Consider the following 24,556-nt stretch of genomic DNA (forward strand, 5'->3'; position numbering starts at 1 on the left):
CGCCCTTCCGACGGCCAGCGTGCTTCGGAGACCCTGGTCCGACCATGTCGGTCTTCGCCGCGAAGCGAGGAGGCGGGGAAGCCGGATTCCCGGTTTCCCCGCCTCCTCAAAGCGGATTCAAGCGATTCAGCTCAGCGTCACCGCGACGTCGTCGATCACGAACGACGTCTGCAGGGAGCTGTCCTCGGTGCCGGTGAACTTCAGCGCCAGGGTGCCGCCAGCGGCCGCCGAGACGTCGATCGTCTTGAGCGCGTACCCCGTGCCCTTGTTCAGGTTGGAGTAGTTGCCCAGCGTCGTGCTGCCGTTGGTGACGGTCAGCTTGTCGTAGGCGGTCGTGGTGGTCGTCTCCGCGGTGTCGATGTGCAGGTAGAACGTGAGGGTGGCGCGGCAGCCGGCCGGGATGCTCACCGACTGCGCGACGGACTCGGTGTGCGTCGAGCCGTAGCCGTCCAGGTAGGCGCTATAGATGCCGCTGTGCGCCGGCTCACCCGAGGACGCCCACTGGCCGATGGTGCCGGTGGTGCCGGTCCAGTTCGCGCTGCCGGACTCGAAGCCGCCGTTGACGAGCTTCTGGCCGGAGCAGCCGCCTGTGGCACCGACAGTCCACGCGAACGACGCCGTGCCGGTCCTCCCGGCCGAATCCCTCGCCGTCACCGTGACGTTCGAGGAGCCCGCGGTGGTCGCGGTGCCCGAGATCGTGCCGGTGGAGGCGTTGATCGACAGGCCGGCCGGCAGTCCGGTGGCCGACCAGGTGTACGGCGCGGCACCGCCCGAGGCCGACAGCGGCAGGTTCACCGCGGAGCCTGTCGTGGTCGACTGGTTGCCCGGGTTGGACACCGTGACGGTGCCGGTCGCCGAGCACGTCGGGTCACCCGACTGCGCGGGGACGGAGATCGCGTTCCACGCCGCCTTGACGGTGTCGAACTCGGTGCAGCTGCCCGGGAACAGGTTCTTCGCCGCGGTCAGGGTCCAGGTGCGGTACTTCAGGTACGAGCTGCCGGAGGTCTTGAGCAGCATCGCGTTGTAGAAGATCTTCACCGCGGTCTGGACACCGAGGCCGGTGACCGTGGAGTTGTTGCACGTCGTGCTGGTCGGCTGTCCGTTGGGCGGGTTGGTACCTTCGGCGAGCAGGTAGAACCAGTGGTTGCCAGGGCCGGCGGCCGCGTGCACCTCACCGCCGGGGACCGAGCTGTCGTAACAGTTCTTGTCGCCCAGCGCCGACGGGTTGTACATGTTGCGGATCGGGCCGGAGCCGACCAGGTTGACCTGTTCGCCGACCAGGAAGTCCGGCTTGTCGTAGGGCGCCGGCTCGTTCGCGAACCACTCGGTCGAAGCACCGAAGACGTCCGCGACGAACTCCTGGGTACCCGCGCCCGAAATGCCGCCGGGCGTGTGGTCGTCGATGCCGTGGCCGTGCTCGTGCGCAACGACGTCGATCGAGCCGATCCACTGGTTCTGCGTGTTGTGGCCGACCTGGACCTGGGTGCCGTCGTAGTAGGCTTGCTCGTCGTTCAGGCCGACGCGGATCGGCCAGCCGCCGCCGTTGCCGTCGAAGCCGTTGCGGCCCAGCCACTGCGAAAGCATCTTGTTCTCGGTCTGCGCCGCGAACAGCGCATCGACACAGCCGGTCTCACGACTGGTGGCGTTGCCGTTGCCCCAGCTGTCGTCCGGGCCGCTGAAGGTGGTGTTGGTGGCCGCGTCCTGGCAGGACGTGCTGGTGATGGCCGGGTCCTTCATCGTGTAGTTCGAACTCGTGTGCGTGGTGTCGAGGTGCACCGGGTTCGGGCCGTTCCACGCGCTGGTGCCGTCACCGTTCATCACGTGCTCCTGCGTGTGGAGCACCTTCCCGGTGGCCGCGTCGACGATGACGTCGAGCCGGCTCGGGCCCTCGGCGTCGTGCCCGACGGCGGTGCTCTTCCACGCGAGCCTCGGCGACCCGAGCGCGTAAACGACCTGCTGAGCCGGGCTCACACTGTCCACCGAGGACAGCTGATGCCGGGCGGTAGCCTCGGCCGCGGCCTTCGTGACGGCCGGGACGGTCGTCGCGAGGTTGATGGTCTGGTCCTGTGCGACCGAGGTGCCCAGCACCTGGCCCGTCGAGTTGGTCGCGACGACGAAGTCACCGCCCACCACGGGCAGGCCCCTGTAGGTGCGCTCGTACGGGATGTACTGCAGGCCGTTGGTCGAGGAGATGGCCTTCTGCTGCACGAAAACGTCGTCCGCGCTGGCGTGCAGAGCGGACGGGCGGCTCGCGACGAGACCGGCAGCTGCACTGACAGCCATGGCCTGCGCGCTGGGCACGGCGTTCGGGGCCGCGTTCGGGGTGGTTTGCGCCTGTGCGGTGCTGGTGATGCCGAGCGCGCCGACTAGTACGCCGGTCGCGGCCATGACGGCAGAACGTCTCAGATGCATGGCGAGGGATCTCCTCCGGGCAGGGTGAACCAGACCCGGGTGCGAGGCCGGGCCGTGGTCAGGGGAGCGGGAAGTGGTGCTCTGGAACGGAAAACAGAATCCGGCGCCCGGGCTTCGCGAACAAGCGACTAACGTACGGTCTTGTTGAGACGTCACGAACTCGACCAAAGCGGCAAATACTCTTGATTGGTCATTTCGGGCGCGGCAACTCCACTGTGGCGCCATTCGGGTGGCACTCGTTCGTCGGTTGACCCATCGCCGGTGAAGACCCACTCACCCCACTGCCGATGCAGTACTGGCTGCGCTCCCAGTGAACCCGAACTGGATCAGCGGGTCGGCGTCGGCCAGCGCGTCCTCAAGGTTCACACTCGGGGCCTATCGGCGCACCCGTCGCCGATGGAGGGATCCGACCGTCCCCTCGGCGGCGTCTGCTTTGGCGACCGAACCGTGGCCGGGTTCCAGGCAGCGTGGCCACCACGCAGACTCGTCGACGAGCGCACGCACCAGGATGGTGGTGCCGACGTCGGCGATGGGCCCCGCACGGGTTGCTGGAGGTGCCGGCCGACTGCCCAGCTCGACCGCGAGACCGACGGTTGACTCTCCACTGGCTGGAGTCCCTACTCTGACGATGCGTCACCGCTGCCTATCCGTCATGCCAGGAGGGAATATGGCTGATCGAAGTGAGACCTGGGATCGCGCACTGATCGACGCGGAGCGGGCACCCGCCCACGTCCATCCGCTTCGCAGTCGACGGCGGTGCTCGTGACACGCTGTCCCGAATGCGGAGCCCTCGCGCACACCCATTCGTGTGAAGAGCTCTTCCACACGGTGCTCGCGCTCGACCACTCCCGGCGCCCGCCATGGGGCCCCCTGCACGGGGTCACGGTCTCGTGCTTCCTGCTCCAGCATCCCAGCCGCCTGCCCGCGCCCAGGCGGCTCCCCTGCTGGGAGATCTTGCACACTTACCTCGGCGAAGGCGTCTTTGCCACCGCACGGCTCACCGAGCGGTCCCGCCGCGCCAACTCCCACCGCAACGCCGGTTCGGCACCGGCGGACACCGTGCCCGACGTGCCAACCCCGTCCGCTACTCCGTCACCCACCTCATTCAGTGTCACCATCACCGACGTCGCCCAAGACGGCACATTCCCCGCCGACGGCTTCCCTGAACGCGTCACCGCCTGGGCCAAGGCCACTGTCACCGCATGGCGCGCGCTTGTCATTGCGTAGGGAAGACTCGTTCCTCGACGATGCCGGCTCAGTCGGGTTCGCGGCTTCCCTCGGGTCTGCGTGCGCCGAATCCCGTCTGAGCCGGCCATCGACCGTGGTGGCCGCCGACAGTCGGAATGGGATCACGCCGTGGCCGAAGTCCAGACGCCCTGAAACCCTCTTATCGGGTAGCCAAAGACATCAAGGAATCTGCTCAAACGGTCGGCAATCTTGTTCACGACCTTCCCGAAAACCGCGTTGAGCGCGGGCTGCTGGTAGTCCTCGTGCTTGAATGCCCACATGGTGATCACTTGGCGCCCCTCCTTGAACAGCAGGTGCGAGCTGCCGTCGGTGGGCACCCAGCAAGTGTCGCCGTCTCCGAGCTTGGCCTTGGTTTCCTCCATGGGCGGACCACTCGGCCCGATGGCGTGCGGGTGGCGTTGCACGTGGTTGGAGTGAGTTGCACCGTCGAGGTTGTCGTGCGTGTCGATCTGAACCGTCAGCCCATCCTGGTTGACCAGGTTCCCGGTGTTGGCATGATTCATGCGGTAGCAACTGCTCCGCACATATTTCCACGGCCCCCCGCCACGATCCTGGGGATCGGCGGTGAACGGCACCGGACCGATGGATGACTGTTCCTGAACCCGGCTGGCTGCGGTGTCGTCGGTGAAAGGCAGTGCCCAGTCTTCCGACCGATACACGTCACATGCGTTCGGCGCGTTCCAAGGAGCCCCGAACCTGTATTCGGACACCCCACCTTGCCGGGACCGGCGGCCGGCTTGCCGGCAACCTGATCGATCAGAAACTCGTGGGCGTCCGGCGGGCTGCTGGCTGACACCCCGACTGTCCGCGGAGGTGCCGTAATCACTGGCGTGCATATCCAACGTGGCCCAGTACTGGTCACCACCCCAGAAGAAGTACACCTGATACTCATCAGGGTAGACGAGAGTCCCCGTCGTCACACAGATCTCCATGTCACCACGGGTCTCGTGACCGACAGCGCGGGACTGGACGCGCTGTTGCGCCTCAGGGTTGGTGGCGAGGCGCCAGATGGTGTCGCGATCGCTCGACAAGTCGTCGCTCTCATACTGTTTCCGGTCGATGCTCAGCGTGAGAAGGTACTTGTCATCCTTGCCCGTCATCAGCCACTCGGATGCGGGTTCCAGTGAGATGTGGATCCCGGACGGATCGTACGTGACAGCGCCAGGGGCCGGTGGACCGTCAGCACAGTGAACTTCTTCTGCGTGAAGGTTTTCTCGCGGTTGATCATGAATCCTGCTTGCTGCATCAGGAACAGGTTCATGATCGCGCACGCGTCGTAGCCGGACTGCCCGGCGTACGTCATCACCTTGGCCGGAGCCGTGGTCAGATTCTGAAGGGCAATTCCGGTCTCGACCTGTTTCGCCTCAGGAGAGTGGTCCGGGTGAGCCCACCCGGCGATCGACGAGCTGCACCCGGTCGTCATCAGCAGCGCCGATACGCCGGGACAGGCCCACATCCTGGCCTCCTTGGAAGCCTTCACCCAAGAACCCGCCCTTTGACTTTTTCAGATGTTGAAATGCCAATACTGCGGTACACCTTGCACACTCACCTCACGTGACCACTCCGAGGTTCGCGTCGTGGTCAGGCTCGCCGCGTGGTTGGCCCGGGTTGACCGGCGGCAGCACCAGGTAGCGAAACCGCGGCAGCAAGTCCGCGTACCGCTCCCTGAGCACGTTGTCCGACACGATGCTCCTTCTTGTCGGTGCGTGATCACTCACATTCTGACCGGTGGTGCCTGATCTGATCGTCAAGACGCGCGAGGAGCGCGTTTCCACACTCGACCGATACCGCGCCACGACGAGACGTGTGAAGCATCCGTCTAGTTCCTCACTGGACCTGCATGGGCTGGCTGGCGTCAGGCCGGACCGTTCGCTGGGAACAAGAACGGAAGCGGGCCATCGCCGCACCCGCGCCGCCTCAGCCGGTAGCCGACCAGATCCGCGGGCAGCCCCATCCGAAGCCACGCCAGACCCGCGGGCCTCGTAATCCACACGTCGGCCGGACCACCTGGCCCTCGCTACCGGCCAGACACTCTCAGATCGCGCGTTCCCCCTTACGTTCGATCCGGGCTCGGACCGCGCCAGTCATCCCGCGTCGAAGACCAGGCAAAAGGGGTGACCGGCCGGATCGAACAGCACCCGCACGTTCTCCCGCGGCTGGGACCCCGCCACAGTGGCACCCAGCGCGACCGCCTCATCGACCGCCTCGGCAAGGTCACCGACCTGGAAATCGAAGTGGATCATCGGCCGTTGTTCACCCTCGACCGGAGGCCAGGTCGGGGCCCGATAGCCCTCCGCCTTCTGGCACACGAAAAACGGGCCTTGGGCAGACGCGGCGACGATCGCCGCGCTCGGCTCCTCGTGGACGACCTGCCAGCCGAGAAGCTCAGCGTAGAACCTGGCGAGCAAACCTGGGTTCGGCGCTTCGATGGCTGTGCCCCACCACATTCCAGCAGCACGAGATTTCATCCCGACAGTCTCGCCGATGTCGGGCCTCGGTGTCTCGCACCGTCGCAGGACCCGCGAGACCCGCCGGGTGTCTTCTGTGCACCGGGCTGTTTCCCGACGATGGCAACGCCGGGGCCCGTTGTCGCGCGCCGCCTGTTTCCGACGGCCCGACTGGACGCGCTCCCCCGGCTGCGTGAAGGTCGCGAAGTCAGCTATCGCCGCGTTGCCCTCAAGTGGTCGCGTCACATTCGGTTTGCGCAGGCGATGCAGATCCGCGTCGCCGGCAGGGCCGTCAGCCGGCCCTCCGCGATAGGGCCGCCGCAGCGTTCACAGACCTCGTAGACGCCGGCGAGCACCCGCTCGGCGGCTTGCTCAAGCGCCGCGAGCTCGTCGTGAGCTTGCCGCAGCAGTGCCTGGACCTGCGCCCGCTCAAAAGCGATCGTGGCGCCTTCCGGATCGTGCTCATCGTCGCCACTGGTGAACTCCGACGACGCCACGATCTCGTCCCGCTGACGTGCCAGCGCCGCAGCCAACTGCGCGGTCTCGGACCGCGCCGTCTCGACCAACTCCATCGCAGTGCGCTTATCCATGACGGACAACCAGCCGCAACCTGAACCGCTCACGCCACGCCACGACCAGCCCCCACACCGCAACCACCTCCAGGAGCCGACACCAGGTGTCCTCACCCGCAAGCGGCACGCCCACCCTCGAGCAACCATCGCGCAGCCCGCTCAACCCACGACGCACCATCGCCCTTCCCGTCGCCGACCGCTGCCTCAATCTCGACAAGGACCACCGGCGAACCCTTGAGACGATCCGCGCAGGTACGCCGAGACCATACAGCCGCCGCCCAGCCGAGCGCAGCTTCCATGACGAGGCGCCCATGAAGACCTGCGCGCGTTCCGCGGACACCTGCGCGCCCGTCCCCGCACATTCGCGAATGGCGAACCGGTCGGCCGGCTGCGCGGCGGGACTCCCCTCCGTCGGCCGACGTCGGACTCGAGCCTGGTGGTGGAGACGAGACGCCGCTCGTGGTTTGAGCTGGATGATCGCGCGAGATTCGTCTGCGCCAGTTCGTCGACCAGACTCCCCACGTGGATGGGAGCACGCCGAGCTGGTTCGGTCAACGAATTCACCCCGATCAGCCCCAGGCTGGTCGGCACCAGGGCCGCCGCGCCGAGCCCCCGACCGACGCGCGCGATGCTGAACAGGGCCGGGTTGGCGAAAACGGCGCCTCCGAACAGGAACGCAGTCTGTACCGCGGATCGTCGTCTCCGTTTCCCAGCCGGCCGGCTGACGATCAGCGCCGAGCCGACGCCGACCAGGAGACGCCAGCCGACAACGGAGGGCAACGTCGGCGCGGCCCTTCCACAAGGGCCGCGCCGATGGCGTCGGTGAACGCGCGTCGTCTGGCTGCTGCCATCCGGCGGCTGCGAAAACACCCGCAAGCTGGACCTCCGACAATAAATTTTGTCTTGACACCTTCAGTAGTCGGTGCAAAGGTTCTCGCAGGGCGCACGTGCGGTGCTTGGGACCCGGCAGCCGCCGAACTCGCCGGACTCCAGCGTCACTGGACGACCTGAACCGCACGACCGCGAAAGCACCAGAACACCCACGGCTGGAGGACCCGATGCGCAAGTTGATCCTGGGATTTTATGTCTCGGTCGACGGCAAAAGCGCCGATGCCGACAACGGAATCCGCGACGTCATGATGGCGATAGACGACTCCGAGCAAGAGGAGTACTTCGTCGACCAGCTGTGGGAAGCCGGGGCCTTCCTCATGGGCCGCAACACCTTCCAGGCCATCGCCGGGTTTTGGCCCACGTCCGACCACCCGTCCGCCAGGGCCATGAACGAGATCCCGAAGGTCGTGTTCTCCCGCACCCTCACCACCGCGGACGAATGGGGTGAAACCACCATCGTGAGCGGCGACACGGCCGAAGAGATCGCCAAGCTCAAAGCCCAGCCGGGCAAAGACCTGGTCGCCGCGGGCGGCACCGAGTTCATGCACTCCCTGATCAAGCTCGGCGTCGTCGACGAGTACCGCCTGTGGGTCCTCCCCGCCGTCACCGGCAGGGGCGCCGCTCTGTTCCCCGAACTCGACGAAGCCGTGCGGTTGCGCCTGGTGAAGAGCACCACCTTCCCGTCCGGAGTGCTCGAACTCCGTTACGCACCGGCCGACAAGTAGGGCCCCCACTGATGGCTGCCTGATCCACCGCGCCCGCCGTTAGCTGCGCGCAGAAGACACCTCGGCGTCGGCCTCGCGCACGCACTCCGAGAGCCGGCCACGCCGAGACCGGCGCGGCGTTGAAGGCCTTCCGGCGGTCGAGCTCAGATCCCTGGTGAGCACCGCCCAAGGCCAGGCGGGCCGCACCGTGCCGGTGTGGTTCACCGGCCTTCTTGCAGTCAGTCTTGGCGAGACCCCTTGCCTTCAGCCCGGCACGGCACGTAACTTAACCCCCCTAAGAAAGGGGTCCCGTGCAACGCAGGCTCGTGAACCGGCGCCGCGTGCTGTCCGCGGCGCTCGGCACAGGGGCGGTGCTCGCGACAAGCGGGTGCCGGTGGGCGGCGACAGGATCGGCTGACGCGGGCGGGTCGGACGTGCTCCGGATAGCGCAGCTGGCCGACATCGCCCCCAAGAGCATGCTCAGCCAGAATCCCAACGACTTCGCGCTCACGCGCCTCGTCTTCGACCCGCTCACCGAGTACGACCACCACACGCTGCAGCCGCGCCCAGCGCTGGCGACGGCCTGGGAATGGTCCGACGCCGGGCGCACCCTCACGCTGCAGCTGCGCGAGGACGTCACGTTCCACACAGGGCGGCCGTTCACCGCCGAAGACGTCGCCGCGTCGATCCACGCCATCCAAGACCCGGCACGCTCTTCGCAGCTGGCCACCACCGCGGCGCTCGTCACGGACCTGAGCCCGCAGGGCGCGCACCGGATCGCACTGCGGCTGAGCAAGCCGGCGGGGAACCTGTTCGACTTGTTCGAGCTGATGCCGATCGTCGACCGCGAGACCTTGGCGGACTTGGCCAGTGGCAAGCAGATCGTGGGCACCGGACCGTTCCGGTTCGCGAAGTGGACGCCCGGCGATTCGGTCGAGTTCACCCGCAACCCTCGGTACTGGAAACCGGGTCTGCCGCACCTGTCCGGAGTGCAGATCCGCACCATTCCGCAGCTTCAGTCCCTCGTGGCCTCGTTGCGCACCGGTCAGAGCCACCTCGTGCCCGGGCTGAGCCCCGTCGACCTGCTGGGCCTCGCCGGGGACGACCGGTTCGCCACCACATTCACCGACACGTCCGACAACGCGTGGTACCTCGGCTGCAACCTGCGGGTCGCGCCGCTCGACCGGGCGGAGTTCCGGCAGGCGTTGGCCTACGGCATCGACCGGGCCCGCATCCGCGAAGTCGTGTTCCGCGGCGCGGGCACGGTCACCAGCCTGCCGTGGCCGGTGAGCTCGCCCGCCTACCGCGCCGACCTGGCCGCCCATTACGCCCACGACCCCGCCCGGGCCCGCGAACTCCTGGCAGCGGCCGGCGGACCGGGCGCCCGGCTGCAGCTGGCGTACAACTCGTCGCTGCCCGCCACGGGCTACATGGCCCAGCTGATCCAGTACGACCTCGGCGGGCTGGGTGTCGACATCGAGCTCCTCCCCTTGCTGGGCAACGACTTCGGCACGCGGCTCTCGTCGGGCGACCTCCCCGCGCTGTGGCTCAACTCGCACGGGTTCGCCCAGCTGAACCCCGCTTCGCTGGTCACCGGCGCTGCGCCATTCCGCTACACCAAGAACACCTCCGGGTTCACCGACCCGGCCTACGGTGCCGCCGCCGTCCAGGCCTGGACCACCACCGGAACCGCGGCGCGGCAGGCGTACGACGAGCTGTCGCGGATCCTGCTGGACCAACAGTTCGTGATTTCGATGGTCAACACGGGTGCGACCATGACGGCGACCACGCGGTTGCACGGGCTGACCTGGACCATGTTCGACTTCCTCGTCCTCGACCAGGCCCGGCTGGGGTGAAGCCGATGCTCCGCTACGCGCTGCGGCGCATACCGTCCATGCTCCTGACCCTGTTCCTCGCCTCGGTGGCGATCTTCGGCCTGACCCGCCTGGTGCCGGGCAGCACCGTGACGGCCATCGCGGGCTCCAACGCCACCCCCGCCACGATCCAGGCCATCACCCGCGACCTCGGACTCGACCGGCCGCTGCCGGAGCAGTACTGGCGCTGGCTGCACGGCCTGCTGACCGGCGACCTGCAACGGTCGGCGGTGCTCGGCCAGCCGATCGGGCAACTCATCGCAAGGGGGCTCGGCGCCACCGTGGAGCTCACCGTGGCAGCCGCCGTCCTCGCCGCGCTGCTCGCGTTCGTGCTCGGCGTGCTGGGTGCCACGAGCCGTCGGGCGTTCGTGCGAGGCGCCGCACGCTCGGTGATGACGTTCGCGCTGGCTGTGCCGCCGTACGTGTCGGGCACCGCGCTGATCGTGGTCTTCGGAGTGCTGGTGCCGGTGTTCCCGGTCGGCGGCCGGGTCTCCCTGCTGCAGGACCCGGAACTGGGCTGGCAGTACCTCGTGCTGCCGGCGCTGTGCCTGGCGCTGCCGGTGTCGGCCGTGCTCGGCCGGTTCCTGGCCGACGGGCTCGACCAGGCGTTCACCGAGGACTTCACCCGCACCGCGACCGCACTGGGCGTGCGGCGTGGGCGGCTGATCACGGTGCACGCGCTGCCGAACGCCTTACCGCCAGTGCTCACCGTCGCCGGGATCCAGCTGGGCAACCTGCTCGCCGGCTCGGCGATCGTCGAAGCACTGTTCGCGTGGCCCGGCGTCGGCCAGCTGCTGATCCAGGCCATCACCAACCACGACTACCTGCTCGTGCAGGACCTGCTCCTGATCGCCGTCACCGCGTTCCTGGTCCTGCAGCTGCTGACCGACCTCGGTCAGGCCGGGCTCGATCAGCGGACCAGGCTGGGAGGCCGATCATGACCGTACTCGCCGTGGCGGTCCCCGCGCAGCGCCGCACGGGGGTGCTGCATTCGGCTCGCGCCCGGGTGGCGCTGGGCGTGATCGTGGTGCTCGGGCTGGCCGGGGCCTTCGCCGGGCTGCTGTCCCCCGAGGACCCGCGCGCCCAGACTGCGCAGCTGCTCACCGGGCCGAGCGGCGCGCACTGGCTCGGCACCGACGAGCTCGGCCGCGACCTGCTTTCCCGGGTCCTGCACGGTATCCAGGTCGACCTGGTCGTGGGCGTCGCCGGGGTCGCCGTGGCCGGACTGCTCGGCGTGCTCGCCGCGGTGCTCTCGGCCCGCTGGGCGGCGGCCGACGTGGTGGCGCAACGGGTCATCGACGTGCTGCTGGCCTTCCCGTCGCTGATCCTGGCCGTCGCCGTGGCCGCCGTGCTCGGGACGGGCATGGTGTCGATCACGGTGGCGATCGTGCTGTCGCAGGCGCCGATCTGCTGCCGGGTGGTGCGCGCCGGCCTGCTGGCGCAACGCGATCGCGACTACGCCGTGGCCGCGCGGCTGTCGGGTGTCGGCCCGTGGCGGGTGTTGTTGCGCCACCTCCTGCCCACTGCGTTGGACGCGCTGGTGGTGCAGCTGGTGCTGTCGCTGTCGACGGCCGTGTTCCTCGAAGGCGGAATGAGTTTCGTCGGCATCGGCGTGCGCCCGCCGGACCCATCGCTGGGCAACATCCTGCAGGAATCCGTGCAGTACCTGACTGTGCGGCCGAGTTTCGTCGTCGGGCCGCTGGTCGCCATCACCGCGCTGGTGCTCGGGTTCACCGTGCTCGGCGACGCGCTCAACAACGCGGCACGACAAGGCGGGAGCCAGACATGAGCGACGCGGTGCTCGAGGTTCGCGACCTGCGGATCGGGTTCGGCGCCCGTACGGCGGTCGACGGGGTCGACTTCGCGGTGCGGCCGGGCGAAGTCCTCGGCATCATCGGCGAATCGGGCTCCGGCAAGTCCAGCGTCGCCCTCGCCGCGCTGCGGATGCTGCCGGCGACGGGCCGCGTGACCGGCGGGGCGGTGCTCCTTCGCGGCACGGACATCGCGGCGCTGAGCGAGAACGAGCTTCGTGAGTTGCGCGGCGGGGAGATCGGACTGGTGTTCCAGGATCCGATGTCCTCGCTCAACCCCATGCTCTCGATCGGCCGGCATCTCGACGAAGCGCTGCGTGCGCACGGCAAGGGTTCGGCGGCGCAGCGGCGGACGAGGGCGAAGGAACTGCTCGAGCTGGTGGGCATCCCCGACCCCGATCGGCGGCTGCGGGAGCGGCCGCACCGGATGTCCGGCGGGCAGCGGCAACGGGTGATGATCGCGCTCGCCCTCGCCGCCGAACCCGCGGTGCTCTTCGCGGACGAACCGACCACCGCCCTCGACGCGACCACCGCCGTCGGGGTGCTTGCGCTGCTGAAGCGGGTGGCGCGCGAGCTGGACACCGCGGTCGTGCTGATCACCCACGACATCGGGGTGGTCGCCGCGACGTGCGAACGCGTCGTGGTGATGCGCACCGGGCAGGTCGTGGAACACGGCGCAGTCGAGGACGTGCTGCTGCGGCCGCAGCACCCGTATACCCGGGCCTTGCTCGCGGCAGTGCCCCGCCTGGACACACCGCTGCCGAAACACTCCGGTGTGGACGGATCGGCCGAGCCGCTGCTGCAGGTCTCCGGCCTCACCAAGACCTACCGCGGCCGCCACGGACAGCGGTTCACGGTGCTCGACGACGTGAGCCTGAGTGTCCGACCGGGCGAGACACTGGGCATCGTCGGCGAGTCGGGCAGCGGGAAGTCGACGCTGGCGCGGGCCGTCGCGGGAGCGCACGCCCCCACTTCGGGTGCGCTCCGGTTCCGCGGCGAAGAGCTGACGGCGAAGCGTTCGGCACAGCTGCGCCGGGCAATCCAGCTCGTGTTCCAGGACCCCTACGCGTCACTGCACCCGCGGATGCGCATCGGCACCGCACTCGAGGAACCGTTGCGCGCGCACGGTCTTCGGGACCGGCGCGCACGAGCCGACCGCGTTGCCGAGCTGCTGCGCGAAGTCGGCCTGGATCCCGACGTCGCCCACCGGCGGCCCGCCGAGTTTTCCGGGGGACAGCGCCAGCGCATCGGCATCGCCCGCGCCCTCGCCACGGAGCCGGACCTGTTGATCTGCGACGAACCCGTGTCGTCGCTGGACGTCTCGGTGCAGGCGCGGATCCTGGACCTGCTCGTCGCATTGCGGGAGCGCCTCGGGCTGACGATGCTGTTCATCTCGCACGACCTCGCGGTGGTCCGGCAGGTGAGCCACCGGATCGCGGTGCTGTACTCGGGTTCGTTGATGGAGCTCGGCCCGGCCGGCCCCCTCACGGACCGGCCGCTGCACCCCTACACCGTCACGCTGCTGTCCGCCGCGCCGTCCCCGGACCCGTCAGCCGACCGGCGTCCCGAGGCGCTGCTGCTGCGCGGCGCGGCGAACGGGCAGCCCGTGCGCGCAACCGGCTGCCCGTTCGCGGACCGGTGCCCCATCGGCCCGGTCGTGCGCGACGGCCGCGGGATCTGCCGGGACCGGCGCCCGGAACTCAGCGAGCACGAACCCGGCCGGTTCGCCGCCTGCCATTTCGCCGGTACCCTGACCCGGCCGACGACCGAGGAGAGCGCATGACCGAACCCTCTCGGCCGAACATCTTGCTGGTGCACTGGCACGACCTGGGTCGCCACCTCGGTGCCTACGGCCATCCCGGTGTGCCAAGCCCGAACGTGGACCGCTTGGCGGAACAGGGACTGCGCTTCGACAACGCGTTCGCCACCGCTCCCCTGTGCTCCCCCGCGCGGGGCTCGCTCTTCACCGGGCGGTACCCGCACGACAACGGCCTGCTCGGCCTCGCGCACCTCGGCTGGGAATACCGCGCCGGCGTGCAAACCCTGCCGGCACTGCTCGGCGACGCCGGCTACCGCACCGCGCTCGCGGGCATGCAGCACGAGAGCAGCGATCCGTCGACACTGGGCTACCAGGAGTTCTTCGCGCTGCGCACCACCTACCTCGAACGCGAGTACTGCGACGGCGTCACGGACGCGGCGACGGCGTGGCTCGCCCGCGCGGCGCTGGAGGACCGGCCGTTCTTCCTCAGCGTGGGCTTCGAGGAGGTGCACCGCCCCTACCCCACCGACCGCTACGCGCCCGACGACCCGGCGAGGGTGGAAGTGCCGCCGTTCCTGCCGGACAACGCGTGGACGCGCGACGACCTGGCGTCCTTCCAGGGCTCGATCCGCGCGGCCGACGCCGCCGTCGGCCGGCTGCTGTCCGCTGTGGACGAGCTGCGCCTGACCGCCGACACCTGGGTCGTGTTCACCACCGACCACGGGGTGGCGTTCCCCCGCGCCAAGTCCACTTTGTACGATCCGGGCACCGGCGTGGCGCTGATCATGCGGCCACCGGCTGCCTGGCCGTCGCCGCGCGGGGCCACCGACCGCCTGTTCAGCCACGTCGACTTCGTGCCCACCGTCCTGGATGCGCTCGGCCTGCCCGTGCCGCCCGAGGTACAGGGCGTGAGCCACGCCCAGTGGTTGCGCGGCGGTGACCCGGCACCGTCGCGCGAGCACGTGTTCACGGAGAAGAACTTCCACGACATCTACGATCCGCTGCGCGCGGTTCGCGACGCGGAGTTCAAGTACCTCCGCAACTTCGAGCCCCGTCCACTCCTGCCGCTGCCAGGTGACCTCGAGTCGAGCCCGACGCGGTACGGCTACGGCGACGCGCACCTGGCGCACCGGCCCGCCGAAGAGCTCTACGACCTGCGTGACGACCCGTGGGAACAGCGCAACGTGGCCGCGGACCCGCGGTACGCCGAGGTGCGGGCGCGGCTGTCCTGCTCCCTCGAGTCGTGGCAGCAGGACAGCGGCGATCCGCTGCTCAAGGGACCGCTGCCGGCGCCGCCGTGGCCGCGGCAGCCGCGCTACGGCGCACTCGTGGCTGACGAAGGCGGCCCGTGGGCGAGATGAGCGAGCCGAACCCGGTGCGCGCGCGCAACACCGCTGTGGTGCTGGGCCTGCTGCGGGCGCACCGGACGATGTCGCGCACCGAACTGGCGCGCCGGTGCGGCCTGAGCCTGCCCACGGTGATGGAGATCGTCGAGCAGCTCTTGGCCGACGGCTACGTGCGGGCGGCCGGCAGCGGCCCGGCGACCGGCGGGCGGCCGTCGCGATTGTACGAGTTCGACCCGAGCGGACGCTTCGCGATCGGCGTCAGTCTGGGCACGCACACGGCATCGGCCGTGCTCACCGATCTCGACGCCGCCGTCGTCGACGAGGCGAGCGAACCGTCCGAGCTGCTCGTCGGCCCGGACGCGACCGTAGCCCAGACCCGGCGGCTGATCGACCGCGTGCTCCCGGCGCCACGGCGCGATCGTATCCAGGGCATCGGACTGGGCGTCGCGGCGCTCGTCCTCGACAGCGAAGACCGAGCACTGCGGCCGCACGCCGACTGGCCCGCCGTGCCGCTGCGCAGCCTGATCGCCCAGCACTACGGGCTCGGCGCGGAGATCGAGAACTACGCGAAGGCCGTCTCGGTGGGTGAGCACCGCTTCGGCGCCGGCCGCGGAAGGCGCAACATGCTGTGCGTCGTCCTGCAGGACGGGGTCGGCGCCGGGCTGATCTCCGACGGCGAGCTGTACCGGGGCGACGACGGCGCCGCGGGCCGCTTCGGCGCCACCCTCGTGCACCTGCCGGGGCGGCCGCGGGTGCCACTCGACGAGGTCGCCGGCGCCGCCGGGATCGAGGCGTTGGCCAACGCGCGGACGCCGGGCCGCAAGTGGCGCGCCGCCGAGGTGTTCGCCGCAGCCGAAGCCGGAGACCCCACCGCACGGGCGGTGGTCGGCGAGGTCGGCGCCGCGCTCGCCGAAGCCGTCTACAACGCGGTCGTACTGGCCGCCCCGGACCTCGTCGTCCTCTCCGGCAATGTCGCCTCGGCCGGCGGCGCGCTCCTTGCGGACCCGGTCCGAGACCTGCTCACCCGTGCCCACACCCGCGGCCGCACCCCCTCCGTCGTCCCGGGCACCCTCGGCGAGCAGGCGGGCGCCATCGGTGCGGCGGCGTTGCTGCTCCAGAACACGTTCGTCGACCCCGTGGTGCTTTAGCCACTCCCCCGTCACCCGCGGCGAACACCACGGGTCGCGCCGTTCTCATCAACGGTCAGGTGCACGCGTCTGTCAGTGCCGTTTTCTCCGGCCCTCATGGTGACCGCAAGGAACTGGTGGGCAACCTCGGCGAGCGCGACGCGAAATGGGGTGCGACTGTCCGCTTGCCTTCCGATTACTTGAGGCTTTCCGGGTAGGCCAGGTGAAATCCGGCGACGTCCGGCCGAAAATAGCGCAGGGGGCATGTTCGCAGCAGCGAATATTCGGTGACGAAGAGGAGGCAGAACGCCTCTAAGGCAAACATACACCTGCGAATACCACAACAGTGCAATCAACGCTCGGCGACCTGACGATCACGCCCACCGCGCCCTCCGCGCCCACCGCGCCCTCCGCGCCCACCGCGCCCTCCGTGACTCCGGAGCAGATCATTGCCGCGTGGCAGAAGCTGCCAGGTGCCCAGCCTGTCAGCAGCGTCGGAGACGCCGCGGTGTACGCCAGTCAGGGGCACGGCACCATCCCTGGGGCCGCCAAGCAAACCAGCGAAACCACCGTCGCCGTGACGTACACCGGCCCTAAAACGGCACAAGGCAAGCTGGCCACTCTGGTCCGCACCGCCATCAACGGCCGCTGCGCGCATCCCGCCACCCTCTGCTGGCGAAGCCTGTGCAACGCTCGTGCGAGCGGTCAGAAGATTTCCGCGCTGAGTGGCGATTGCACATGCACGTGCGGTCATCAGGAAGCATGTAAACGCGGGAAATGACCCCCGTACACCGGTCACAAGCTTGGCAGCCGGGTACGGGGCCATTCTCATGCGCTGTTGTGGGTATTGGCCACGGAAACTCCGATGTCAGGGACACGCCTGTCCGGTCGGAAAATACAAGGCTCTTCGGGGCGGAGGGGAAGCCGACCAAGCGAAGGGGTTGGCAGGGCCGCAGAAGGAATAGCCACCGATGGTTATTCGGTCGCCGCGGGGTACCCGCGTCTGCACGCGGCGCAGCAGGCTGCGGCACGCTGATAGTCAGCGGAGATGTCGATGGACACAGGCCCGTGCCGGAACTGCCGATAGGGCTCGTTGTGGTCGAGCTGGCCGTATCAACGCAGCGGCCGTCTACGACCTCACGGCAAGCCACTGCTTGAGCACGACGAGGGGCGCCACGGTCGCAGGCCACACTTGCACCCGTACCTGCTCCATGGTTGCGGGGTCTTCGTCGGAATCGATGTCCAAGCGGCTCGCAACTCCCAGGTTGGACTTTAGCGCGCGACACCATGCAATCGGGGACAGTCTTACTGATCCCAGGGGTGCAGGGCGCTCCAGGTGCCGTTGGCCGCCGTGAAGACCAAGTCCGAGCCTTCGAACACTTCCTCGGCGTTCTCCGGGTGCAGGCGCCCGAAGCGTTCGGCGCACAAGTCGACTGCAACGGCCCGTCGAAGCGGGCGAACTGCGGGGGATCGTAGAGCCAAGCGCGCCCAACACTCTCGTCGATGCGGAACCGGCGCACGTCGAGCAGGTCCACTGTCCTGGCGCTTCTCGCGCCGATGGGCATGACGAAGGTCAGTCGTGGTGGCCGTAGGTGCGCGGATCCACGGGCTGCTGGGACTTGGGAAGTCCGCCGACCACGAGACGGTAGGAGTCGAGCACGAGCTCCTTCACCAGCTTCTCGTCGACGGTGCCCCCGCCTTCCACCGTGATCCAGTGCCTTTTGTTCATGTGATAGCCGGGGGTGATGTCCGCGTACTGCTCACGCAGGGCTACGGCGTTGTCCGGATCAGCTTTCAGGACCACGACAGGGCGCCCCGGCAAGTCGGTCATGAGCATGAAGACCTTGCCACGCACCTTGTGGAGCTCCCAGTCGGGGCGATGCTCCAGGTCGGCGCCGGGCAGGCCCCCAGTGCAGTCGCCCGCGATCTTCTGCAGCTTCTCTCCGTCCAAGGTGATCAACTCCTCTATCGATTCGAGTGCCCTGACCACCCGGCCAGGGCCCAAGTCGGCGTCCCCTGCGTGGCCGCCACGAACGGCGGCGCACGCACGCCGCGTACGTCGAGGTCGCGCGCTTCGATCGCCACGTACTCAGCCGCGGCGACCGCCCCGGGTCTTACTGCTCGGAGGACGAAGTTCCCGAACAAAAGTGACGACCGCCCAGGCGCCGGACACCAGCACGGCGATCACCACCCGGCCCGGGCGGCGCCGAGAGCGCCGGCCAGCCCGCACTGCGCCGTACCCAGATGCCATGCCGCGGCCGCCCCATCTCGTAGGAGGTGTCCGGCAGCGCCGCCGGGTTCAGGAACAGGTGATGCAGATGGCCGCGACGTCGTGAGCTTCACCCCGACCGAGGCCGACCGGCTGCGCCGCGCCACAGGCGCCGAACGCCGTTCCAGTGTGGCCGGTAGGCCGCGGAATGCCCTGCCGAGCCAGCTGTGGCCGACTTCGGCGGTGGTCGCCGCGGTACGCCGGTTGATCAGCTGGTGCGGATTCGAGGCGGCACTGACCAGGTCGCGGCGGTGCGCAAGCCAGCCGTGCAGCGCGCGGTAGGTGAGGTCGTCGAGCGGGTGGACGCGCCCGGCGACGGTGATGCGCGGGTTGCCCAGGTCGACGTCCTCGGCGCCGAGCAGGCGACGAACACGAGCCAGAACGCCGCGCGGTCGGCCAGCCGCCGGCCCGGTGCCTTCGAAATTCCGCGCCGGATGCACGATCTTGGCCGGCGCGGTGACAGCGCCGACCTTGGTGGCGCGCACCCGCAAGACACCGTTGGCGTTGATGGTCGCTCCGATCACCGCGCTGCCCGGACCCTTGTGCACGGGCAGGCTCTTCCCGGTGACCATCAGCGCGCCCACCTCGCTCTCGCCGTGCTCGACGGCGCCGTCGACCGTGATCTTGGCGCGCGGCCGCACCAGCAGCAGGCCACCCACCACCTCCGTGGTCGGGATCTCGACCTCGGCACCGACACGCAGCACGACCGCCCGCGGTGGCGCCAAGCCCAGCAGCGCGCGGATCGCGTCGTTGGCCCCACCGCGGGGGTGCATCTCGACCCAGTACCCGAGGAGGACGAACGTGGCCGGCACCGTGGCCGCTTCGTAGAAGACTTCGCCGCCGATCAGTGTCACCAACGAACACAGCCGGCCCGCGCTCACCGCCACAGCGACGAGCACCATCATGTCCAGCACCCGGGCTCGCAGCGCGCGCACGGCGCCGTGGACGAAGATCGAATACGAGTAGCCGATCACCGGCAGCGTCCACACGTCTTCCCGCCACCCGAACGGCACCGGCAGGCTCAGCCCGAACACCGCCGACCCGATCGGCGACCACAGCACGATCGGAATCGAGCACACCAGCGCGACCAGGAACCGGTTGCGCGGCTCCGCGACCATCGACGCCACCCGGGATGTACCGAGCCGGATCGTCGCGCCGTCATCGTCGACGGGACCGGCGGTCCGCCCGGCGAACCACCCGCATCCGCTGGTCGGTCGCGCCACTCCGACGGCGAGCACGTACCAGGATTCGCGCAGCGCATCGGTGACCTGCTCGGCCGAAACCCGGCTGTTCGCCGGTCACGGTGAGCCGTCCGGTGGCGAGGTCGACGTCCAGTACCAGAGGAGTTGGTGGGGAGAGGTGTGATCGTCTCCTGCGCGTCCGCGCCTTGCCGGTGCGCGTGCGGATCAACGCCGGTATCGGCTGGGTGGGAACCGCGCGACGCGCGGGCGGCCCGTCGCACGCGGTTCGGCGGCCTGCGATCGCGGGCGGGCATCACGTCATCTCATGACCGCGCCGGATGGAGCCGGCGAGGGCAGTCGAGTGGCGCTGCCTTCAAGCGATCTCGGCTGTCGGGGAGTCGACAATGCGCTGCGCCAGCGCTTGGCTCACCAGCTCAGTCTTGGCCATCGGCACCGCGCCCTGATGATGGCTCACGATCATCTGCGGGAACATCCGGTCGAATGCGGTGCCGTGGGCCTGCAACAGCCCCCGCATGTCCGCGACGTGCGCAGCGTTTGCGCGTTTTCGATCTGCGAATTTGTTCATGCCAATTCGCACATCCTGAGTCACGACAATCTTGTCTGGTTTATGGGGTTTATTCGGTGAGTGAATCATTCGATGAGCCGACACGACACCCAGCGGAATCTTCAACGACCGCCCACAGCTCCGTGACGGCGGTCACGGAGCTGCCATACTTCTACGAAGTCGCCCACCCCATCCGCACCGATCCCGTGACACCGGCCCAGCAACCCGCGCACCCTCTGCGGCGCGTGCAGTTCCTGATGTTCCCGGGGTGCTCCTACCCCGTAGGCGGGAAATCCTAGATCCATTGGGAACGACTGGCACAAAAAATCTGCCCCGCAAATTTATCACTCCGGAAGCCTTGACAGCCGGGCGTCGCCCACCACTAGCCTGGGTCCCGGGTACCAAAATAGTGTTCTTGTGGAGCCGAGTTGGAGCGTTTCAAGAACGTCTTCGTGGGGTTTTTCGGGCGGGCGGGGGTTCAGTCGTATGAGACAGGGGTCGGCACCGCGAACGCTCAGGGGACGGAAGCTCCGCCCGGCGGCGCGCGGCACCTTTCGCGGTACGGCCCAGCACATATCGCCTGCCATCGAGTCCGAGCGCGCTAGCCGACACCCGGTGGCGCCCGCGTCTCGACTTCCAGCCACCCCTTCCACGATCTCGGCGCGAACACCGTGCCGCGGGCCCGGTTCGGCCTCTTGCGGGCGAACAGGCGTCTGCTACGAGTGTTGGTCGATGCCTACCGGCATCCGGCGATCACACCGCTGTGCTCATGACGCAAGGTCCGCAGTCGGAGGCTGCACCCATCCCTCCTGCTGCGAACCGCGCCGGTTTACGGCCGGCCGTAAACCGGCCCCAGCTCCGATAGCAGTCCAGGCAAGCGCGAATCTCTTTCATGAGTCGGGCCTGCTTGTCGTGCTGACCGCTCCAAGTTCTGATGCAAGAGGTTCATGAAATGGGAAACTCCCGCAGTGTCCTGGCCGCTGAGCCGGCTGACAATCTGACCACTGTCACCGAATACGAGCGACTTTTCGCCGAAGTGCTCACCGACATCGTGGACACCGACCACGTGCCGGTCGACAGCCACTTCTTCGACGACCTCGGCGCCGACTCCATGCTCATGGCCCGCTTCTGCGCACGCGTACGCAAACGACCCGACCTCCCCTCCATATCAATGCCCGACATCTACAAACACCCGACCATCCGCAGCCTCGCCGCAGCCCACACCACCACCACAACCACACCCACCCCCCCACCAACAACCACATCCACCGAAAACGAGCGACTCTTCACCGAAGTACTCACCGACATCGTGCACACCGACCACATCCCCGTCGACAGCCACTTCTTCGACGACCTCGGCGCCGACTCCATGCTCATGGCCCGCTTCTGCGCACGCGTACGCAAACGACCCGACCTCCCCTCCATATCAATGCCCGACATCTACAAACACCCGACCATCCGCAGCCTCGCCGCAGCCCACACCACCACCACAACCACACCCACCCCCCCACCAACAACCACATCCACCGAAAACGAGCGACTCTTCACCGAAGTACTCACCGACATCGTGCACACCGACCACATCCCCGTCGACAGCCACTTCTTCGACGACCTCGGCGCCGACTCCATGCTCATGGCCCGCTTCTGCGCACGCGTACGCAAACGACCCGAACTCCCCTCCATATCAATGCCCGACATCTACAAACACCCGACCATCCGCAGCCTCGCCGCAGCCCACACCACCACCGACAGCAAACCCACGTCGGCAACTCCGGCGGCTCTCACCGAGCCGCCGAGGCGAGCACGCGACAGTCACTATGTCCTCTGCGGGGCGTTGCAGCTCCTGTTCCTCCTCGGCTACCCCGCCCTGACCGCGGCCGCCTGGGTGACGGGCTTCAACTGGATCTCGACAAGCCCGAACCTCGTCGACGTCTACCTGCGTTCGGTCGCTTTCGGCGCTGCGATGTTGGTCACCCTGTGCGCCCTTCCGATCCTGGTCAAGTGGGTGTTCATCGGCCGGTGGAAGCCCCAGGAGATCCGCGTCTGGAGCATGGCGTACGTCCGCTTCTGGCTCGTCAAAACCCTGATCCAGCGGAATCCGATGATGTTGTTCGTCGGTTCCCCGCTCTACGCGCTCTACCTGCGGGGACTGGGTGCGAAGATCGGGCGCGGCGCCGTCATCTTCTCCAGGAACCTGCCCGTCTGCACCGACCTGCTCAGCGTCGGCGACGGCGCGGTGATCAGGAAAGACTCGTTCTTCAACGGCTACCGGGCTCACGATGGCGTCATCCAGACGGGCGCGGTGAGCATCGGCAAGGACGCCCTCGTCGGCGAGGCGACGGTGCTCGACATCGGGACTTCGCTGGGTGACGGGGCTCAGCTCGGGCACTCGTCCGCTCTGCACCGGGGTCAGGCAATACCGACCGGGCAGCGCTGGGTCGGCTCGCCTGCCCAGCGGGCCGAGAAGACGAACCAGATGGTGGTCGCAGCGCGCGACGTCGGGACACGACGACGGGTGCTCTTCTCGGCCGTGCAGCTGGTGAACCTGCTGCTGCTGGGTCTGCCGCTGACGTTCGGCATCGCGGACTTCGCGCTCCCGCGGCTCCCCGAGTTCGGTCCCCTGCTGGACTCGGCACCGGTGCCCCTCACGACCTGGACGTTCTTCCGTGACGCGCTGATCGTCTCCGCCGTGGTCTTCTTCGGCGCCTTGCTCGTCGGCCTCGTGCTCGTGGGAATCGTTCCGCGCGTGCTGAACCTCTTCATCAAGCCGGACAAGGTCTATCCGCTGTACGGCTTCCATTACTGGGTCCATCGCGCGATCACCCGCACGACCAACATCAGGTTCTTCACGACTCTCTTCGGTGGCACCTCCTACATCATCTACTACCTGCGTTGGTTGGGCTACAGCCTTCGCGGGGTGCGGCAGACCGGTTCGAACTTCGGCGAAATGGTCAAGCACGACAACCCATTCCTCAGCGCGGCCGGCAGCGGAACGATGGTCGCGGACGGGCTGTCGATCATCAATGCCGATTTCTCGAACACCTCCTTCCGCCTGTCCCACGCGTCGATCGGGCCGGACAACTTCCTGGGAAACATGATCGCCTACCCCCCACAGAGCAAGGCGGGCGACAACTGCCTCCTCGCGACGAAGGTCATGGTTCCTCTCAACGGACAGGTGCGGAAAGGCGTGGGCCTGCTCGGCGCGCCCAGCTTCGAGATCCCGCGATCGGTCAAGCGCGACAGGCAGCTGGACGTGACCAGCGCAGACGAGCTGCGCCGCGGCCTCCGGGCCAAGACCATCTACAACACCATCAGCATGGCGCTGTTCCTGCTGGTGCGCTGGACCTTCTTCTTGTCCGTCATCGTGGTTTACCTGGCTGCGATCAACCTCTTGAACCCCCTGGGCGCGCTCGCATTCGCGGTCGCGTCGGCCACCGCGGTGGTCATCGTTTTCACGGTCGTCTACAACGTCGTGGTCGACCGCCTGTTCCGGCCGCTGCAGGCCTTGGTGCCGCAGGGGTGCTCGATCTACGACCGCGCCTTCTGGCGGCACGAACGATTCTGGAAGGTCAGTTCCCTCACCTATGTCCTCGCCTTCAACGGCACCCCGCTCAAGAATCTGATCTGGCGGCTGCTGGGTATGCGGATCGGCCGCCGGGTCTTCGACGACGGCCTCCGCGTGCCCGAGCGGACGTTCACCGCGATCGGCGAGGGCTGCACCCTCAATGCGGACACCATCGTCCAGTGCCACTCGCAGGAGGACGGCGGATTCAAGTCGGACCGCATCGCGATCGGTGCCGGGTGCACCCTCGGTGTCGGCGCATTCGTCCACTATGGCGTAACGATGGGCGACGGCGCGGCGCTCGCCACCAGTTCCTTCCTCATGAAGGGCGAGGAAATGCCGCTGAACGCACTGTGGAGCGGCAACCCCGCCACGGAGACGCGTTCGGGCGACCCGCAGGGCCGAAAGATCAGCATCGATGACAACCGCGCCGCCGTACTCGTCCGCGGGGGCTGACACCCGGCAAAGTGGACGGTAGGGATGATTCGATGGACAAACGGGGTGAAACCGGCCGGGTGTTCTGGCGGGCTGCCCTGCTCGCGGCCGACGCGACCGCGATGCCGTGGCCGGCGCTTGACCCGGCACCTGGTGTCGCCGAGCACGCCGCGGCCCACGATGACGACCTCGCTGCAGCGCGACGCCGGCCGGCCCCCGCGCGAAGGTGCGATCCCGCGGTGCCCCTCAAGGACATCGCCGAGCACCCGGTCCTCGCCGGCCTGGCCGAGCTACCGCACCGCGAGCACGCCCGGAACCGCTGGCGTCCTCCTCTGGCCGGAACTGAAAGGAGA

Annotated in this window: 19 protein-coding genes; 10 read left to right on the forward strand and 9 right to left on the reverse strand. The window is 68.3% G+C overall.

Features of this window, described 5'->3' with window-relative positions:
- Nucleotides 1-126: 126 nt before the first annotated feature.
- On the reverse strand, nucleotides 127-2,388 hold the full coding sequence (locus tag I6J71_RS24130) for a M4 family metallopeptidase (protein WP_204088941.1): 2,262 nt from the start codon (nucleotides 2,386-2,388) through the stop codon (nucleotides 127-129).
- A gap of 786 nt (nucleotides 2,389-3,174) precedes the next feature.
- On the opposite strand from I6J71_RS24130, the gene I6J71_RS24135 reads away from it, so the two are divergent.
- Entirely contained in the window at nucleotides 3,175-3,639 is a 465-nt protein-coding gene (locus I6J71_RS24135; RefSeq protein ID WP_204097214.1) for a DUF5946 family protein, read from the forward strand.
- Nucleotides 3,640-3,761: 122 nt separating this feature from the next.
- Here the strand turns inward: I6J71_RS24135 and I6J71_RS24140 are convergent, their stop codons facing one another.
- The 5 genes from I6J71_RS24140 to I6J71_RS24155 all read right to left on the reverse strand — a co-directional run bounded on the left by I6J71_RS24140 (nucleotide 3,762) and on the right by I6J71_RS24155 (nucleotide 6,679).
- Nucleotides 3,762-4,760, reverse strand: a complete 999-nt coding sequence (locus I6J71_RS24140; RefSeq protein WP_204088942.1) for a hypothetical protein — start codon at nucleotides 4,758-4,760, stop codon at nucleotides 3,762-3,764.
- Entirely contained in the window at nucleotides 4,760-5,140 is a 381-nt protein-coding gene (locus I6J71_RS24145; RefSeq protein WP_204088943.1) for a hypothetical protein, read from the reverse strand. The genes I6J71_RS24140 and I6J71_RS24145 overlap by 1 nt, the downstream gene beginning before the upstream one ends.
- 70 nt (nucleotides 5,141-5,210) lie before the next feature.
- Nucleotides 5,211-5,345, reverse strand: a complete 135-nt coding sequence (locus I6J71_RS49880; protein ID WP_255569962.1) for a hypothetical protein — start codon at nucleotides 5,343-5,345, stop codon at nucleotides 5,211-5,213.
- Between the two features lie 399 nt (nucleotides 5,346-5,744).
- Nucleotides 5,745-6,128, reverse strand: coding sequence for a VOC family protein (locus tag I6J71_RS24150; protein ID WP_239153874.1), 384 nt, complete (start codon nucleotides 6,126-6,128; stop codon nucleotides 5,745-5,747).
- 221 nt (nucleotides 6,129-6,349) lie between these two features.
- Nucleotides 6,350-6,679: a TraR/DksA C4-type zinc finger protein gene (locus I6J71_RS24155; protein WP_204088944.1), complete on the reverse strand. Its 330-nt coding sequence runs from the start codon at nucleotides 6,677-6,679 to the stop codon at nucleotides 6,350-6,352.
- Nucleotides 6,680-7,737: 1,058 nt separating this feature from the next.
- Between I6J71_RS24155 and I6J71_RS24160 the strand changes: the two genes are divergently transcribed.
- The 8 genes from I6J71_RS24160 to I6J71_RS24195 all read left to right on the forward strand — a co-directional run bounded on the left by I6J71_RS24160 (nucleotide 7,738) and on the right by I6J71_RS24195 (nucleotide 16,972).
- Nucleotides 7,738-8,295: a dihydrofolate reductase family protein gene (locus I6J71_RS24160; protein ID WP_204088945.1), complete on the forward strand. Its 558-nt coding sequence runs from the start codon at nucleotides 7,738-7,740 to the stop codon at nucleotides 8,293-8,295.
- 290 nt (nucleotides 8,296-8,585) lie between these two features.
- Entirely contained in the window at nucleotides 8,586-10,130 is a 1,545-nt protein-coding gene (locus I6J71_RS24165; RefSeq protein ID WP_204088946.1) for an ABC transporter substrate-binding protein, read from the forward strand.
- A 5-nt stretch (nucleotides 10,131-10,135) separates the two neighbouring features.
- Nucleotides 10,136-11,089 (forward strand): ABC transporter permease, encoded by a 954-nt coding sequence (locus I6J71_RS24170; RefSeq protein WP_204088947.1) that lies wholly within the window; start codon nucleotides 10,136-10,138, stop codon nucleotides 11,087-11,089.
- Nucleotides 11,086-11,937, forward strand: coding sequence for an ABC transporter permease (locus I6J71_RS24175; protein WP_204088948.1), 852 nt, complete (start codon nucleotides 11,086-11,088; stop codon nucleotides 11,935-11,937). Before I6J71_RS24170 ends, I6J71_RS24175 begins: the two co-directional genes overlap by 4 nt.
- Nucleotides 11,934-13,742 carry an ABC transporter ATP-binding protein gene (locus I6J71_RS24180; protein WP_204088949.1) on the forward strand — a complete coding sequence of 603 codons (1,809 nt, stop codon included), beginning with the start codon at nucleotides 11,934-11,936 and terminating at the stop codon, nucleotides 13,740-13,742. The genes I6J71_RS24175 and I6J71_RS24180 overlap by 4 nt, the downstream gene beginning before the upstream one ends.
- Nucleotides 13,739-15,079, forward strand: a complete 1,341-nt coding sequence (locus I6J71_RS24185; RefSeq protein ID WP_204088950.1) for a sulfatase — start codon at nucleotides 13,739-13,741, stop codon at nucleotides 15,077-15,079. Before I6J71_RS24180 ends, I6J71_RS24185 begins: the two co-directional genes overlap by 4 nt.
- On the forward strand, nucleotides 15,076-16,212 hold the full coding sequence (locus tag I6J71_RS24190; RefSeq protein ID WP_204088951.1) for an ROK family transcriptional regulator: 1,137 nt from the start codon (nucleotides 15,076-15,078) through the stop codon (nucleotides 16,210-16,212). Before I6J71_RS24185 ends, I6J71_RS24190 begins: the two co-directional genes overlap by 4 nt.
- Nucleotides 16,213-16,537: 325 nt before the next feature.
- Nucleotides 16,538-16,972 (forward strand): hypothetical protein, encoded by a 435-nt coding sequence (locus I6J71_RS24195; protein WP_204088952.1) that lies wholly within the window; start codon nucleotides 16,538-16,540, stop codon nucleotides 16,970-16,972.
- 792 nt (nucleotides 16,973-17,764) lie between these two features.
- Here I6J71_RS24195 and I6J71_RS24200 read toward each other — a convergent pair.
- From I6J71_RS24200 to I6J71_RS24210, 3 genes are all read right to left on the reverse strand, one after another.
- Nucleotides 17,765-18,142 carry an MmcQ/YjbR family DNA-binding protein gene (locus I6J71_RS24200; RefSeq protein WP_204088953.1) on the reverse strand — a complete coding sequence of 126 codons (378 nt, stop codon included), beginning with the start codon at nucleotides 18,140-18,142 and terminating at the stop codon, nucleotides 17,765-17,767.
- Between the two features lie 233 nt (nucleotides 18,143-18,375).
- On the reverse strand, nucleotides 18,376-19,578 hold the full coding sequence (locus I6J71_RS24205; protein WP_239153875.1) for a hypothetical protein: 1,203 nt from the start codon (nucleotides 19,576-19,578) through the stop codon (nucleotides 18,376-18,378).
- A gap of 436 nt (nucleotides 19,579-20,014) precedes the next feature.
- A complete protein-coding gene (locus I6J71_RS24210; RefSeq protein ID WP_239153876.1) occupies nucleotides 20,015-20,332 on the reverse strand; it encodes a DUF305 domain-containing protein in 318 nt (105 codons plus the stop codon).
- Between the two features lie 826 nt (nucleotides 20,333-21,158).
- Between I6J71_RS24210 and I6J71_RS24215 the strand changes: the two genes are divergently transcribed.
- Entirely contained in the window at nucleotides 21,159-24,224 is a 3,066-nt protein-coding gene (locus tag I6J71_RS24215; protein ID WP_204088954.1) for a Pls/PosA family non-ribosomal peptide synthetase, read from the forward strand.
- The last annotated feature ends 332 nt before the right edge of the window (nucleotides 24,225-24,556 follow it).

The organism is Amycolatopsis sp. FDAARGOS 1241 (assembly GCF_016889705.1).
Classification (GTDB): domain Bacteria; phylum Actinomycetota; class Actinomycetes; order Mycobacteriales; family Pseudonocardiaceae; genus Amycolatopsis.

Bases quoted from the DNA above. Each gene is read 5' to 3' on its own strand.
- I6J71_RS24130 (WP_204088941.1), bottom strand. From the start codon at position 2,388: ATGGCCGCGACCGGCGTACTAGTCGGCGCGCTCGGCATCACCAGCACC.
- I6J71_RS24140 (WP_204088942.1), bottom strand. From the start codon at position 4,760: ATGACGGGCAAGGATGACAAGTACCTTCTCACGCTGAGCATCGACCGG.
- I6J71_RS24150 (WP_239153874.1), bottom strand. From the start codon at position 6,128: ATGAAATCTCGTGCTGCTGGAATGTGGTGGGGCACAGCCATCGAAGCG.
- I6J71_RS24155 (WP_204088944.1), bottom strand. From the start codon at position 6,679: ATGGAGTTGGTCGAGACGGCGCGGTCCGAGACCGCGCAGTTGGCTGCG.
- I6J71_RS24160 (WP_204088945.1), top strand. From the start codon at position 7,738: ATGCGCAAGTTGATCCTGGGATTTTATGTCTCGGTCGACGGCAAAAGC.
- I6J71_RS24170 (WP_204088947.1), top strand. From the start codon at position 10,136: ATGCTCCGCTACGCGCTGCGGCGCATACCGTCCATGCTCCTGACCCTG.
- I6J71_RS24175 (WP_204088948.1), top strand. From the start codon at position 11,086: ATGACCGTACTCGCCGTGGCGGTCCCCGCGCAGCGCCGCACGGGGGTG.
- I6J71_RS24180 (WP_204088949.1), top strand. From the start codon at position 11,934: ATGAGCGACGCGGTGCTCGAGGTTCGCGACCTGCGGATCGGGTTCGGC.
- I6J71_RS24185 (WP_204088950.1), top strand. From the start codon at position 13,739: ATGACCGAACCCTCTCGGCCGAACATCTTGCTGGTGCACTGGCACGAC.
- I6J71_RS24190 (WP_204088951.1), top strand. From the start codon at position 15,076: ATGAGCGAGCCGAACCCGGTGCGCGCGCGCAACACCGCTGTGGTGCTG.
- I6J71_RS24205 (WP_239153875.1), bottom strand. From the start codon at position 19,578: ATGGTCGCGGAGCCGCGCAACCGGTTCCTGGTCGCGCTGGTGTGCTCG.
- I6J71_RS24215 (WP_204088954.1), top strand. From the start codon at position 21,159: ATGGGAAACTCCCGCAGTGTCCTGGCCGCTGAGCCGGCTGACAATCTG.